The sequence below is a fragment of the Leptospira alstonii serovar Sichuan str. 79601 genome, assembly GCF_000347175.1.
Lineage (GTDB): Bacteria > Spirochaetota > Leptospiria > Leptospirales > Leptospiraceae > Leptospira > Leptospira alstonii.
The window spans coordinates 1-13,748 of record NZ_ANIK01000054.1 but is presented as its reverse complement, the minus strand read 5'-3'; the positions used below and the strand labels follow the sequence as shown (position 1 = coordinate 13,748).

Here is a 13,748-nt window from a genome sequence, read left to right as displayed (position 1 = left end):
AACTTCCTCGTTAGTAGGAGTTCAAATGGGAATCAGTGAAGAGGAATTAAAAAGAAGAATTCCTTCTGTTTATTCGGATGCCTCTTTTGGGCAAGTCAACGAAAGATACTTACACATAAAGACCTCTGATGTTCTCTCACTCTTTTTGGATCTTGGGTGGGAGGTTCAGACTGCAACTGAAATCAATGTCCGAAACAAGGAATGTAAAGGATTTCAGAAACATATGCTAATTCTTGAACATCCTACGATGATCTTTCAAGACGAAGGAAAGTTGAATGTTGTAATCTACAATCCACACAACCGGTCCAATTCTTTAGAAATCTTCTATGGCTTTCTACGTTTTGCCTGCTCGAATCAATTACTCATTCGAAATTTAGGAAACGGGAATCAGAAATCTTTTCATCACCACAAAGCAAATCTGGATATTATCAAAGATTGGGTTGTAGAAATTCTTTTTGGATTTAACGATTTAGCTGATGATATTCGATTCTTAAAAGCAAAAGTTTTGAATCCAAGTCAGGTCAAAGAATTTGCAAATACTGCCTTAGATTACAGGTTTCAATCCGATTTACAGGAATATAGAAGATATTTGGTAGAGAGTATTTTACGAGTTCGCAGAAATGAAGATGACGGAAATACAGCTTGGAAAGTTTTGAATCGGGTTCAAGAAACCATTACCAAAGGACTGGCTCTTTACCCCGACAAAAACAAATATATGCGATATATAAAGTGTAGACCTATACAAGGATTGGATCGTTTGATTTCATTGAATGACGATCTTTGGCAATTAGCAAAAGAGATTTAGAACCTACGAAATCTTATTCTCGAATTGGTCTCCGAAATATTCTATCCACAAGTTGTCATACGTAAGCGTATATTGTTTGCAGGAATGAATTTGAGGTAGATTAAGAAAACCACCTTTGATGCCGTTATCTATCGGAGCAAATATCCGAGTTTGATTTAGAATTTTATTTTTAAATTCCTTTACACTGAACTTTATCTTGTAATGGGCTTTCAATCGATGAAAGAATTCATCAGGGAACTGCGCTCCTTCACAGAGTCTTTCTTTTACTTCCTTTTTTAGCCTGACCGAATCAGAAATTTTCCTTTTGTTCACGTAGACATCGTAATTGTGCTTCCCGACAACTTCTTTCATAACAAGCTTAAAAGTATCGCATGTCTTACTCCTTATATAATCAAAGGTATTATAATAATCCTGGGCATCAATCCATTGAAGATCTATCGGAGTTAGATATTGTAAATTTGAATGAAAGCTCTTACTCTCATTCTCACTTAAGCCTGTAGGAGCATACTCACTTTTGAAATTGATTTTGCAATACTCGTAAAGAGTTTTTAATTCTTTCTCCTCTTTTCCATTTGGATTGTTTACGATCGCTGTTAGATCCTTGCTCCCAGCATTACAAGTAAGACAAAAATCCTTTGTTTGCTCGTAATCCATTCCTTTCGATAAGCAGTAGTTTAGAACTTTAAAGATTGTTTTCTCTCCACCAACTCGGTTTCCCTCCGTAATTTGAAAGGAATTAGATTTTCCATCCTTACTTATTCTTTGTTTCTTCCAAAATGAAACACTGCCTTCAATTTTAGAAATGAAGGTCTCCGATAAAAGTTCAGAATTATTTTGATACAGCACACCGGAAGCTGTATCGTAATTAATCATATATAGTTTCGAATCAAGTATCCTTAAAGTTTCCTTCAAAGCATAGGGGATATTGCGTAGAACCACTTTTCTTTCAAATGAGTAAGGCAAATAGTCCCAAGCAAACGGAAGCCGGTACCCTTTCCCTTGTTCTTTCCTTAATTCCAATTTGATTCGAGAATCAGCGGCTTTCATAACTCGTTCGATTAAGATGAAGATCTTATCCTTATCCCAAGTGTCTTGTACTCTGAAATAGATATGGGCACCGCGATTAACTCTTGAGATCTCACAAAATACTGGAACACAACCTAGATTTAATTCTACTTCTTCGAGAAGTCTTTGAATGAATTTAACGTAAGAAGTAAATTGAAGAGTAGAAAATGTAGGATTGTGAGTATCTAGATCAATGTAGAGAATGTCAGAATTTGGATGTTCAGATAAGGCGAGATTCTTTAGCTTTCTAAACCAGACAAGCCAATCCCTAGTAACTCCTTTCCCGTTCCATCCTTCATTTACTTTAACCCTGGAAAGAAAATGGTTACTGATAAACCCAAAAATCTGACTTCTTCGATTGCTCAAGAAAAAGGTTTTGTAGCTTTCTTCTGAATAATAAGTAATCCTTTTCTTTTCTGATTCTTCAAATTCTCTGCGTATATCAAAGCCTAACTTATAAAGCAATTCGACGAAAAATGAAAAATTATCAGATATATACTTTTTAGAATACTTAACAATATTATCAGTTCTGATCTCACTCATGAATAATTAGTGAGAGAACGTAAAAACTTACTTAGAAATGGGAGAAAATAGAAATGAAGATACTTTGAAATGAAGTATAATATCCCTTATAATTAAATATAAAAATGAGAAAACAAAATGAATACTGAATGGTAGTAGGAAGTAAGAATACTTATTAAAAAACTATAATATATCAGTCCTGAAAGTAAATTATAAATAGCGTATGATTCAATTTAAGACAGTAAATCCGGAATATTGGTTGTGATTTACGCGAGCGCGGAAAACAAATATTTCGAATTTTTGAGCTAAGTTCGAAAAAAAACGACGTTTCATAAAAAAAAGTTACAAAATATTTTTGATAGAATTCCAAATCCTGCCTTGACATTTTTTATTATTTAAAGACATTAGAAAAAGCATCCCCACGTGGTTTGGTTAAGAAAATTTCTTTACCATATGCTTAAACGTTAGTTTCAGCAATGCTCTTACCCGACTTGACCTCCAGATTGCCAATGTGCGCTGTGTGGGTCCTTAAAAAACGGGTTACGTTATTGGATTATTATCCGGGGTAGCGGTTGAATCCAATTAATTTTAAAACGTAGCCATATTTTAAGGACCGACCTATGTCTACAGTTGACAATAGTTCTTTTGAAGAAACCTCTTCAATCAATCAAGCCCCCGAAACCGTAGAGTTGTTTAAGAAAGCACAGAGTGCTTTAAAAGCGATTCCAGATGATATTCTAAAGAGTAAACTTTTCGTAATCGTTTGTTCTTTAGGGAGTAAATTCTCTCATGCCGAAATTTTGAACCTTTTGGGTTCGAGAATCACGGACAGAGACAAAAATTACATCACTTTTACCCTAGAAAAAAGAACGCATGGTGATCTTTCGACACTTTTCAGCTTTGCGACCAATCACGGCTGGAACTCGGCTCAACTTTCTCAAAATGCGTCTGAGCAAAGTGAGCTAAGTGTCCCTCCGCATATCGAAAAAGCGAACGGAGTTTTGGTTAAATTCAATCAGCGTTATCTTTCAGACCCAATTTCGACCTTCGGGCAACTAAGCAAAATAAACGTGATTCAATCTCCCCAAGGCACTGGAAAAACGGAGCTATTCCTAAAGCTGTTTAAGCAAGAAAGAATCGTTTATTGCTGCCCTCTAAAGGAATTAGTTCGGCAAGCCTGCGAGAGACATCAAAGAGCCGGAATAGAAATCAAAAGTTACGAGGTATTCAATAAAGGGGATTTATCCAACTATAAAGGGAATATCGCTATCTGCATAAACTCCCTTCACAAATTGGATCCCTACAATTACAAGGATGCCATTGTGATTTTCGACGAAGCAGATCAAATTTCAAACCAGCTCCAGAGCGAAATCAGCGATCTTCCGTGCTAACGACCTTTCAGTCTTTAGTTCGAAATAGTCGACTATCCATTTTTTCGTCTGCGGATATCCCTGCAAGTCTGCTCCACTTCATAACAGACTATTTGGGATATAAAGAGTATTACCACTTCTTCAACGAATTTAATCCCTTTGTTGGACGCTCCTTAATCAGTTACTCGGACAAAAACACATTAATCGGGAATATCGAAAACGCTATCTCGAATGGGAAAGTCTGTGTTGCAGGTCTGACAAAGAACACTCTGATAAGTCTCGAAGAAGATCTAAGACAAAAGTATCCTGAGAAAAAAATTCTCCTTCTTATGGAAGAGAACAAGTATGACACAGAGCAGAAAAAAATTCTAAGCGACCCGAACCTTATTCAACACCAGGACGTTTTTATTTTTACTCCCGTCATCGCGTCCGGGATTGATATCAGTATAAAATTCGCGGAACAAGTCTTCTTGATGGCTGATACTGACAAAACACTCAATCACTTCCAAGCGTTCCAGATGATCAATCGTCTGAGACATTTCAAAGAGTTGCATTTCTTTGGACTGTTTCCGCAAAAAGGCCGCAATACGGAGTTGTATCGGGACAAGGAGTTAATTTTTGCCGATTACCGAAGGAAGATGGCGGACACAGAAACCAATTCGCATTTTGGAGGAGACGGAAAGAGATTCGAAAACATAAATTTCCCGCCACTTGAAATTCACTCAATGATGGTTCACTCAGAAAATGAAGCCTCAAGAAATGGATTGCGTGAACATTTTATTCAGCATTGCTTAGAAAGAAAATTTCAGTTTTTTACTGCTAAACCTTTGGAATTCGATGTGGCGAAACCTCAGCCAAGAAATCGTCAGAGTGTTTTACAGAATGAGCTATCGGCGGACGGTATATTGTCGGCACGAGATATTTCGATTTCTGAAGCCATTGAAATTAAGAACAGCAGCAGTGGAGATTTGGAAAAGCGAATGGTGTTGGAACGCTTCCGATTGCAGAAAATCATTTCATATCGTCCAGGAGAACCAGGTAGCGTAAAAGACCTAAAGAAATTCGCAAGAAAGACGGGATCTTTGATTCTAAAATATTCTCAACTAAAAGAGTATTTCATTTACGCTTTGGATTCTTATGATCTGGAGATGCTTGAAAGTGCAATTAGCATATCCGGTTCGCAAGCTACAAAGGATACAATTCAAATGAGAGGTAAAATCTATAAGGAGATCTTTGACAAATTTCCTAAGCATCTACTGAAAAAATACTTCAAGGCAAGCGACATTGGCTTAGTTGCTTTGTATCTGCATAAGCAGCGTGCGGATATTGATCAATACTTATCAGTTCGAGTCGATGATGGAAACATGTATGATCCTCTCGAAACGCTTGGTCAAGTATTGCGTCGTTTTGGAATTGGGCTTACTGTGAAGTTCATTGATGGCTTCGAGTATAAAAGGATTAATCCAAGAGATATTAGTCACTTGATAAGAGCCTATCGCAGATGGTGGACTTCCCAAAAGGATTTCTTCCTTAAAAAGCATATGTTCCTGAGTTAAACTTCTATGAGGCTGAAGGATATCCATTTCCTTCAGCCTTCTTTTAGGAACGCAGAATGAATCTAAGTTTTAGTCTATTGCTAAACCTTTGTTGGATGCAAAAGACGTTAACAAAAGGAATATATGAAGATATCGGGAATAAGTCGTAATAATATCTTTAAAACTGAAAAGATAGAATATGCAAGAGAAGTTTTGGATCGAGTTTCACATGCTCTTTCCTACATATCTAATTTTAAGATTAATGACCAAGAATTAGAGATAATACTCGAATCCCTTAGTTCGATCTTTGATCCAGAACTTGTACGTTCAGAGTTAATACAAATTTTAAATAGGGAAATTCCATCGGAAATTCATTCAGATAATTTTAAAACGAAAGAAGGGAGCTTGTTATCCTTTTTTAAAATAGCTAAAATCTACGGTTGGTCGCTGGAATCCTATTTTAAATTTAGAAATGAAGCTCCCGAACTTTTACCTAAGCTAACGCCACCAGGTGGAGAAACAGTCGTTCTGGATAATCGATTTCTAAATGAGTATCAGGATTGGGAAAAAATAGACTCAAAAACACAAATCATTCATTCGAGTCACGGAACTGGAAAAACAGAATGGGTCTTGAACGAACTTAGAAACAAAACTTTTCTATATGTTACGCACAGAGAGGAATTCGCAAGAGACTTTTCAATTCGCGCTACAAACGCAGGAATTCCGAATGTGTTTTATAAAGATTTAGATATTAACGGATATCGGTTAATATCCAGTAGTATAGTAATCTGCATCGACTCTCTTTGGAAACTAAATCCTGAGAATTATAAAGATCATATCCTTATCATTGATGAATTCGACCAATTTGTTTCTCATCTGCACGGTAGTACCTGTAAAGAAAACCGCATCGCAATTTACTTAAGTCTCAAAGAAATCGCGCAAAACTCTGACAGGAATTACTTCCTCTCCGCTGATTTCCCAAAAGTGACTTTGGATTTTATTTCTAAAGTAATTTCTCAGAAGGATGTCGCTTACATTTTCAACCAATGTATTCCAAATCCAAATCGAACGCTTTTTCTTCATTGGAGTGAGGAATCTGTTTTACAACACGCATTCGATCGACTTAAAGAAAGCCATAAAGTTTCCATTGCAAGTTTTTCTAAAAGAAAGGCTCAAATTTACGAGAAACGATTCGAGGAAGAATTTGGAGGTTCTAAAAAGAGAATTCTCTGCATAGTCCAAGATACAAAAAACTTCGATGAACAAAGAGCCTTGCTCTCTGATAAGAGTTTAGTGTCTCAGTATGATGTTATCATATTCTCACCTGTAATTTCGACTGGAGTGGACTTTAACTATCCGTTTTCAAAATATAACTACTTGATGGCGAACGCAGGATTTACCTTAAATCATTTTGAAGGTATTCAGATGGTAAACAGATTTCGCAACTTTGATGAACTGCACGTATTTTCTGTCTCAAATTCAGAAATAGATTCAGCGAATAACATTCAACTTCCGGGTAGAATTCGAGAAAAAAGCGTTTTAGGTGAATTTCGAAAATTTAGTAAGAATTATGACGTTACGCGTAAGCTCAGAGAGATGAATTTTGAAATTCCGAAGCGAGTCAAAAGAGATTGCGGACCATTTACAATCAATGCTTTCACAATGAGGCGTTATAAATTTACATTACTCTTGAACCTCTTTCCAAATCTGATCAACGGTTTTATTTCTCGCGGATATAAAATCCAGTTTTACGATGTTGATGGTACAAAAGGCCAGGAGACATCAAAAACTATTGATAAAACGAAGGGGGATGTAGTAAAAGAAGAGGAATTCGAAACAATTCTTTTGGCTCCAGATATTTCTAAAAGTGAATACTTATCGATCCTTTCACAAGGGTTAAAATGCAAAGATCAAATATATTCGAGAAATAGATTCGAAATCAAGAGTATCATAGGGTTCATTGATGAAGACCAAGATAGTGAACTTGATTTTGAATCTACTGTAAAATCAGGAATATCGATCGAACTGCTAAGAAAGCGCATGAAAAATTTCAGTCTTTTGTATTATGGTAAGAATTTTGCCCGAATCAAAGACAATCAGATTTTAGAAAAGAACATGATACAGGATTACGAATATAACGAGATCAAACATTTGCTTTTCTTACAAATCTTTTCTCTAATTCCTAAGGATACCTGGATTTCAGGCGCATCACTAAACGAATTGATGAACTTTGTGAAAAAGAATCGATCCTTAATTTCGAATAATCTATTTGAGGTTACGGCTTCCCACCTGAAAGAACCAATGAGATTTGTTTCTTCCTTTCTGACTCTCTTCGATTTGAAGACTGAAAAGAAACAGGTTTCAAAGAAGAAGATTTCGGTGTATAAGATTGATAAAGAAAGATATGAGTTTGTAAGGAAAAGATTCCAGAGGATGAACATCCTTAAGTTCGGAATATTAGAAGAAAACTTTGAACCCTTTGATCTATACGGCAAGGAGAGCCAAAGTTAATCAAAATTCTGTAATTGATCTTTCAAATCAGAAGAGGGGGAGGAGACGATTCTTATTTTTTTACATAATTATAGAATTTTACGAATTGTCTACTCCCCCTAACAAAATGAAGTATTACTCCCAATTGGAGCAAGTGTGAAGATCGTTTATTTGTAAGGAAAAGGAAAGTATAGGTGGAGTAGATCTTTTGTAAATTTGTCTTAATATTTAAGGAATCGTCTGCTCCACCCATTATAGAGGGATAATATCGTCTTTTTTGAAATGAGAATCCCTTTTTACATTGTATAATCTCGAAAAATATCATTCAAACAATTGATCTTAAATACTGGATGAGTCAAGTCCCCTTCCCTTTCAAAAACATCCCGAGCCTCTTGAATACCATCTATAAAAATAAATTCATTCCGACGAACTTTTTCATTTTCAATAATTTCTGCATAGATCAGGAAAACATGATTATCCTCAGTAGCCTTAACGTAAACTCTACATTCCTTAGCTTTCAATAGATCTAGCTTGAAATCCCAAGGAGAACCTTTAGTAGTCTCAGATCGTAAGGCGAAGCTCTGGAACTTTTCTATGGCGCTTAAAATAGTCTTAAACTGCGTTACGCCTTCTTTGCTTAACTCTTTCCAGCCTTCTTTTTTGTCCTTTCTACTCATTAAGAATCTTTAATTTCTGCTATTGGGAAAGTTTACGAGAAAAAACTTGAGTGACGTGAGCTATGATTGAATCGAGAATAGGACAGTAAAGGGTTCTTCAATGATTTGTGAATACTGAAAATAAAGGTCAAAAATAACCGTAAATTTTTACCTACCTGATTCCTCAAAATCAACTTGGGAAAAAGTTTGAATTTTTTGAGAAAAAATTTTAAAAAGAATTGATTGGCTTTGATTGATGTATAGACTGAGTCAGCCCTGGATCCAAATAGTATCGAGGTAAGGCAGCTTTACTTTCTATTCCCAGGTAAGGTGCGTTGAAGCATTATAAAATCGTTTAGTATAATATCTTGATGTTGTAATAGGACTTGAATGCCCTAACGTGAGCTGTGCAGCCATGGAGCCTGATGTCTCTAATAACTTGGTACCGGCCGTATGACGCAGACTATGCGGGTGCACACGTTTTCCTGAACAAGTGTTCACATTCCAAGAATTCACAATCAGCTGAAGTCCACGAGTGGAAAGATTAGATCTCCAATTCTGATTTCTTAGGGGAAGAGATAAAAAGAAATAATCAGATTTCAAGTCAAATTTTGAATGGTATTCTTGAACTGCTTTAAGGCAATTTTCTGAAATAACTGAATAAGCAATTCTCCCTCCCTTTTTTACATATCGAGCAAGAGTCTCGTTAGTTGGTGCTTTTAGCAAATCTGAGAATCTTAAATTCACCGCTTCCTTCGCCCTCAAGGCCGTCTGGCTTAATATCAAAAAAATTGCAAGATTTCTATAATCCCGTTCCGAGATTGGGTTTGAAAACTTTCGAGTTAGATAGCTCATGGTCTCATCAGTGAGTCCTTTTCCAAACATTGAATATTCATTACTTGTATCTACCAGTGTCCGATTTCTATTATTTTTATACGTAACAAAGTCTATTATTTTGGGAGCTGAATTCAAAATTGTATCCAATCAAGTAGTATAAGATTGAAAATATAAGAATATTCTGAAAAGGGAAAGTGAATTTTGTTTTTGTTCTAATATTCAATATCAAGAAATTAAAGGATTGCACATCGCCGAGATAGAAACCTTTGAGTGTCTATATAATTTTCTAAAAATTGAAATTGATCTTGAGCAACCTAAACTAAGAAAATATCTACTTTCCGAGATTGTAGTTCAACTTGAAATTATTGTTTCCAAACTTCAATAGGTTTTCCCATTTCTGAAAACTTCCTGAAAACGGAAGTTGAATGGGTAGAATACAGTTTTTAAATCATTTTTTAAATTCTCTTTGATAGATCTTCCTTATCTTTTACATTTTCGAATCGAAATAAGATTCTCTTTGTAAATTGAGATAATAACAAACAAATGCCCTCCATCTAAGTGTAATCAAAGCGAACAAGGAAAAATTGAATGCGCTCGTAGATAAGCGGGCAAATAAACTCTTCAAGACCCCGAAGTATGAACCGGATCAAGTAGATGCTACTTCTCTTTCGTTACTCCTTTAAATGGTGTTGGATTTGATGTTTTGACATCAATAAACTGACCGGTTGAAGAATCTCTTTTAACATAAAGACCTGTTTTCGGATTAATTACTTGCGTCCTGCCTTTTACAGGTCCATTTCGATGACCATCGCCTTTAGGTGGATTCGTTGCCATATTCACTCTCCTCAAATAAAATAGATTATTCCTCTTTGGCTTCTTTTAAAAAATTAATCGACACAACTTTCCCTTGTGAAGTCGCGAAGTTAGACTCAGCGAAAATTTTCTTTCCAATAAGATCATCAATATCCGTTCCAGGAATTGTCATACGCTCTCGAATTAGTTTTACCGGATCAATTCCACCTTCTTCCATCGTAGAAAAAGCCAAATTAAACAATGAAGGCTCTTCAAATGGAATAAAATCATCGCCTGGTTCTTTTTTCCTATAACCTTGATACGATAATCTTTGGTATAGCCTTCTTGCATAATCTGTTTTTATTATATTAAGATCAGTCATTCTATGGATAATAGCCATTATTGATACACGCCATTCTCTTTTTAACTGAATAAGATCTTCTAAAGCAGTACCATGAAAATGCACTCGCTCGGTGAATAATTCCTTTGGAAGAAGAAACGCCGCGGCAAACTGATCCGCTTGTCTTTCGATTTCTTTATGTAAATCACTTAGAACAATATTATTCGACAAATTTCTATGTAAAAATAAATGGCCTAATTCATGAGCAATACTAAATCTAAGACGCCCCGGAGAATCCTTAATAGTATCAACTAATATCAATGGTCTGTTTTCACCAGATACATTCGCAATTAAGGAAAAAGCATCCAAGGAATTTGATATCATAAATTGTGAGACAACAATGCCGGAACTCTCGCAAAGACTTGTAATATTTTCTATAGGATTATTTCCAGAAAGTCCCATTGCTTTTCTCGCGTCCAAAGCAATCTGCTCTATTTCAGGCTGTGAATAATCATATCTGTCCCCTTTACAAATGCCGAATATTTGCACATTCGGCAATACAATGTATTCCCCTAATATATCTAATAGCTCAAATAGCCATTCTACTCGCCGAGTAGCCATTTTCTTTTGTACTATACGTGTATTTGCACGACTTCTAAAAAAGAAATTCGATGCAACATACCCATCTTGCTTTAGAGGTTTATAAAAATAGCTTCGAGGAACGTTTAAGTTTGTAGTTAGATTAAATAAGTGTTCCTTTATCGGTTGAGACTTTCCAGTTTCCCAAGCTTGAACAGCAGTAACAGTAACATTCATTTGACGAGCAAGTTGCCGCATAGTAATGCCGCGAGCTTCTCTAATAGTCGTTATTCTTTTCCCTTGGAATATCTCATCCATTTCTATCCATTCCGTTCCTTAACTTTACCTTAGGGATTGGCTGACGCTCGAAAGGAGCTATTGGTGCTTTTTCAGGAGGAAGCATTTTGTTTGGACTTTCTTTAGCTTTCTTCAATAGCGGACTTACAGCAATCATATCGCTAGTTACGCTATCTCTTAAATATAGTCCCATAGTGACATTCCCTTTCGATTCTCCATTAAATGAAATTATAAGTGGGATTTTTCCTTTAAAGAAGTATTTATCATTAAATAATACACAGCGTCGCTTTTAATACTAAACCTACTCACAAGTTCTGTATCAAAGTCTGATTTCAAATTTCGAATAATTATCCTACAATTACGAGTTTCTGCCACTCCATAATGGTAAATACCCCATTGCGTATTCCGGTCGGCTTTGAGATCAAATTTCTGAGCTTGCTTAAGAAATAAATTCTGAATTTTGCTATGGTATTTCATAGGAATTGCGTTATTTATTAATTTTGATTTATTTCTTTTAGCCATTTGATCACGATATTGAACAGTTAATAACTGGATTTTAGATGGTAAGCTATGCAAAAACTCCATAGGAAATTCCTTTTGTGAGTATTCATGGATTTCTTCTAAAGTCAGTCCTTCAGTAAACATAGATCAAATAAGACATAATTTACCGGGAATGTCAATGAACATTTTTCATATTTTAGGTGTTTTTTGTAAACTTTATAGAAATTGCGAATTCTTGAAATCGGGGATTATAAACCTCAAATACGCCTTTTGATGATTCCAAAGAATGAAATGTAGGGATGATCGTAGGAGGTGATGAGATCCCTGACCTATCCACTCTCTTAACCTTTACTACAAATACGCTAAGAAATGGCTTTCCAACATTGTGAGAACTCCCTCATTTTTAGAAAAAATTCCCAGAATTCATACACTGTGAGTCCATCAGAGGATAAAAAGTCCGAATTTGCGTTTAAACTACTCGCAAAATATTAACTTTGTGGGTTCCCTAATGGCTAACTTGATGTACAAATCAAAATATTATCACAAAATCACTTTTTTTCGGATTTAATATCGCCACAATAAGCCTCATTTTTTTCATAGTTAAATGAATCTTTTGTAATTTGAATGTCTCTTTGCTTCTCCCATTTGAAACGAAAGGCATAACGTACATAAGTCGATCGACTAACGGCCTGTGTATCGGATCACATAACAACGAACGAACTCATCAAGGAAAGTATTGTTTTGGTAAAACTCCGATACACACATTCCTTGACACAAAAGATTTAGCTAAGAAAAAGTATCTCGACAACTTACAGTTTTCATAACAAACTTTCAATGAGTGTAAAATCTTATATTGGCTATTACATTTGAAACTTATTTTTCAACTGCACGAAACTTCTCAAATTTTTCCCAGTCTATCTTCTTCGATATTTGATACAACAGATGTCTATGATTGAGGATCTGGTCTAATCTATTTTCTAAAAAGTTCACTTTGATTCTGGTTTCATTTTCACCGGGTTTTCTATGGCTTTTCCATTCTTTACGGCGATTCAAGTTTTTGAAAAACTTTCCCCGATGATCGAGGATGTGAGAAGAGAACTTTTCAGATCGAAGTATTTGCAGATTGATGAGACGGTTCTACAAGTGTTAAACGAAGAAGGAAAGTCGAATACGTCCAAATCGTATATGTGGGTGATTCGAGGTCTGATTCGAGAAAAGCCCGTTGTTCTCTATCACTACGAGCCGAGTCGAAGCGCCAAGTTCTTAGGGGAATGGATTGGTGATTTCGGGAAACTCAGCATAACGCTCTCTACCATAACGTTACCCACAAGTCACTGTTTCGTGAGTAATTTGAACATAAACGCGATTTCCATAGCTCTGATAAAACCTTTAAAAATGATAAGGGGGCCCGGAGGAGCATCGGAATTGCGAGCCAAGTGCCCGCCTAATTTAGCAATCCACAGTAAGACGGTTCCTAACTCGGGTTCTTCCTTAGGAGGTTTCGGAGTTTCAAAAAGTCGACAATAAATGCCTTTCCATTCAAAAGACTCGAATAGGATGGATGCTTTTAAACCTGGAATATTTCTACCTAAGAATGTTAACATCATAACTCTCCAAGCAACAATAGCGCAGACAGCAATACAAGCTTTGAATCGATTCCCAAATTTAAATTGAGTAGATTCAATATTACATCCAGACTTTAAAACCTTGAAGAAAACTTCAATACCCCAGCGGCTTTTGTAATAGGCGATCATACTTTTTGCATCGTCCGAATTGTGAATAGGAATTGTGGTTAGAAATTTCCAATCGATAGATTCTTCCGGAGGTCCGCCTACCTCGGTTGCGGTTAACGCATACATATCAATATTTTCTAATTTCTTGTATTGAGGAGGTTTTATCGTTAGCTTTTCAAATCGAAGTTCGATTGTTGCTTCCCTCGCCTCCTTTCCTTTTTTCCTA

The 13,748-nt window shown here is 35.9% G+C and carries 12 protein-coding genes and 2 pseudogenes; 6 read left to right on the top strand and 8 right to left on the bottom strand.

What is annotated here, in order from left to right:
* The first annotated feature begins 25 nt into the window (after positions 1-25).
* A complete protein-coding gene (locus LEP1GSC194_RS11790) occupies positions 26-805 on the top strand; it encodes a DUF932 domain-containing protein (RefSeq protein ID WP_017808580.1) in 780 nt (259 codons plus the stop codon).
* Positions 806-808: 3 nt separating this feature from the next.
* Here LEP1GSC194_RS11790 and LEP1GSC194_RS11785 read toward each other — a convergent pair whose 3' ends face one another.
* Entirely contained in the window at positions 809-2,413 is a 1,605-nt protein-coding gene (locus tag LEP1GSC194_RS11785) for a hypothetical protein (protein WP_020773793.1), read from the bottom strand.
* 788 nt (positions 2,414-3,201) lie between these two features.
* Here LEP1GSC194_RS11785 and LEP1GSC194_RS23095 point away from each other — a divergent pair.
* The 3 genes from LEP1GSC194_RS23095 (at position 3,202) to LEP1GSC194_RS11770 (ending at position 7,808) form a co-directional block, all read left to right on the top strand.
* The gene (locus LEP1GSC194_RS23095; protein ID WP_231384451.1) at positions 3,202-3,783 is read left to right on the top strand and encodes a DEAD/DEAH box helicase family protein; all 582 of its coding nucleotides are present in this window, start codon (positions 3,202-3,204) and stop codon (positions 3,781-3,783) included.
* A 308-nt stretch (positions 3,784-4,091) separates the two neighbouring features.
* Positions 4,092-5,318 carry a hypothetical protein gene (locus LEP1GSC194_RS23090; protein WP_231384452.1) on the top strand — a complete coding sequence of 409 codons (1,227 nt, stop codon included), beginning with the start codon at positions 4,092-4,094 and terminating at the stop codon, positions 5,316-5,318.
* 123 nt (positions 5,319-5,441) lie between these two features.
* Positions 5,442-7,808: a plasmid replication protein, CyRepA1 family gene (locus LEP1GSC194_RS11770; RefSeq protein ID WP_020773796.1), complete on the top strand. Its 2,367-nt coding sequence runs from the start codon at positions 5,442-5,444 to the stop codon at positions 7,806-7,808.
* Between the two features lie 275 nt (positions 7,809-8,083).
* Here the strand turns inward: LEP1GSC194_RS11770 and LEP1GSC194_RS11765 are convergent, their stop codons facing one another.
* From LEP1GSC194_RS11765 to LEP1GSC194_RS11745, 6 genes are all read right to left on the bottom strand, one after another.
* Positions 8,084-8,464, bottom strand: coding sequence for an LIC_13246 family protein (locus LEP1GSC194_RS11765; protein ID WP_017810141.1), 381 nt, complete (start codon positions 8,462-8,464; stop codon positions 8,084-8,086).
* Positions 8,465-8,758: 294 nt separating this feature from the next.
* The gene (locus tag LEP1GSC194_RS11760; protein WP_017810142.1) at positions 8,759-9,415 is read right to left on the bottom strand and encodes a tyrosine-type recombinase/integrase; all 657 of its coding nucleotides are present in this window, start codon (positions 9,413-9,415) and stop codon (positions 8,759-8,761) included.
* Between the two features lie 522 nt (positions 9,416-9,937).
* The gene (locus tag LEP1GSC194_RS22670) at positions 9,938-10,114 is read right to left on the bottom strand and encodes a hypothetical protein (RefSeq protein WP_164481574.1); all 177 of its coding nucleotides are present in this window, start codon (positions 10,112-10,114) and stop codon (positions 9,938-9,940) included.
* Between the two features lie 25 nt (positions 10,115-10,139).
* Positions 10,140-11,309 carry a helix-turn-helix domain-containing protein gene (locus tag LEP1GSC194_RS11750; protein ID WP_020773790.1) on the bottom strand — a complete coding sequence of 390 codons (1,170 nt, stop codon included), beginning with the start codon at positions 11,307-11,309 and terminating at the stop codon, positions 10,140-10,142.
* The gene (locus tag LEP1GSC194_RS23085; protein WP_232424463.1) at positions 11,302-11,481 is read right to left on the bottom strand and encodes a hypothetical protein; all 180 of its coding nucleotides are present in this window, start codon (positions 11,479-11,481) and stop codon (positions 11,302-11,304) included. Before LEP1GSC194_RS23085 ends, LEP1GSC194_RS11750 begins: the two co-directional genes overlap by 8 nt.
* A 35-nt stretch (positions 11,482-11,516) precedes the next feature.
* A complete protein-coding gene (locus LEP1GSC194_RS11745; RefSeq protein WP_231384453.1) occupies positions 11,517-11,933 on the bottom strand; it encodes a hypothetical protein in 417 nt (138 codons plus the stop codon).
* A 560-nt stretch (positions 11,934-12,493) separates the two neighbouring features.
* Between LEP1GSC194_RS11745 and LEP1GSC194_RS23080 the strand changes: the two are divergent.
* Both LEP1GSC194_RS23080 and LEP1GSC194_RS21415 read left to right on the top strand, forming a co-directional pair.
* Positions 12,494-12,613: pseudogene (locus tag LEP1GSC194_RS23080) on the top strand (IS481 family transposase); the annotation flags it as partial.
* A gap of 217 nt (positions 12,614-12,830) precedes the next feature.
* Positions 12,831-13,076: pseudogene (locus tag LEP1GSC194_RS21415) on the top strand (IS66 family transposase); the annotation flags it as partial.
* A gap of 44 nt (positions 13,077-13,120) precedes the next feature.
* Here the strand turns inward: LEP1GSC194_RS21415 and LEP1GSC194_RS11735 are convergent.
* Positions 13,121-13,748: IS4 family transposase (locus LEP1GSC194_RS11735; RefSeq protein ID WP_020773792.1), on the bottom strand; the 628-nt coding region annotated here is incomplete at its 5' end.

What these genes read in the sequence shown, in the direction of transcription:
- LEP1GSC194_RS23085 (WP_232424463.1), bottom strand. Translation starts at nt 11,481, where the DNA reads ATGGGACTATATTTAAGAGATAGCGTAACTAGCGATATGATTGCTGTA.
- LEP1GSC194_RS11790 (WP_017808580.1), top strand. Translation starts at nt 26, where the DNA reads ATGGGAATCAGTGAAGAGGAATTAAAAAGAAGAATTCCTTCTGTTTAT.
- LEP1GSC194_RS11745 (WP_231384453.1), bottom strand. Translation starts at nt 11,933, where the DNA reads ATGTTTACTGAAGGACTGACTTTAGAAGAAATCCATGAATACTCACAA.
- LEP1GSC194_RS11765 (WP_017810141.1), bottom strand. Translation starts at nt 8,464, where the DNA reads ATGAGTAGAAAGGACAAAAAAGAAGGCTGGAAAGAGTTAAGCAAAGAA.
- LEP1GSC194_RS23090 (WP_231384452.1), top strand. Translation starts at nt 4,092, where the DNA reads ATGGAAGAGAACAAGTATGACACAGAGCAGAAAAAAATTCTAAGCGAC.
- LEP1GSC194_RS22670 (WP_164481574.1), bottom strand. Translation starts at nt 10,114, where the DNA reads ATGGCAACGAATCCACCTAAAGGCGATGGTCATCGAAATGGACCTGTA.
- LEP1GSC194_RS11750 (WP_020773790.1), bottom strand. Translation starts at nt 11,309, where the DNA reads ATGGATGAGATATTCCAAGGGAAAAGAATAACGACTATTAGAGAAGCT.
- LEP1GSC194_RS11770 (WP_020773796.1), top strand. Translation starts at nt 5,442, where the DNA reads ATGAAGATATCGGGAATAAGTCGTAATAATATCTTTAAAACTGAAAAG.
- LEP1GSC194_RS11785 (WP_020773793.1), bottom strand. Translation starts at nt 2,413, where the DNA reads ATGAGTGAGATCAGAACTGATAATATTGTTAAGTATTCTAAAAAGTAT.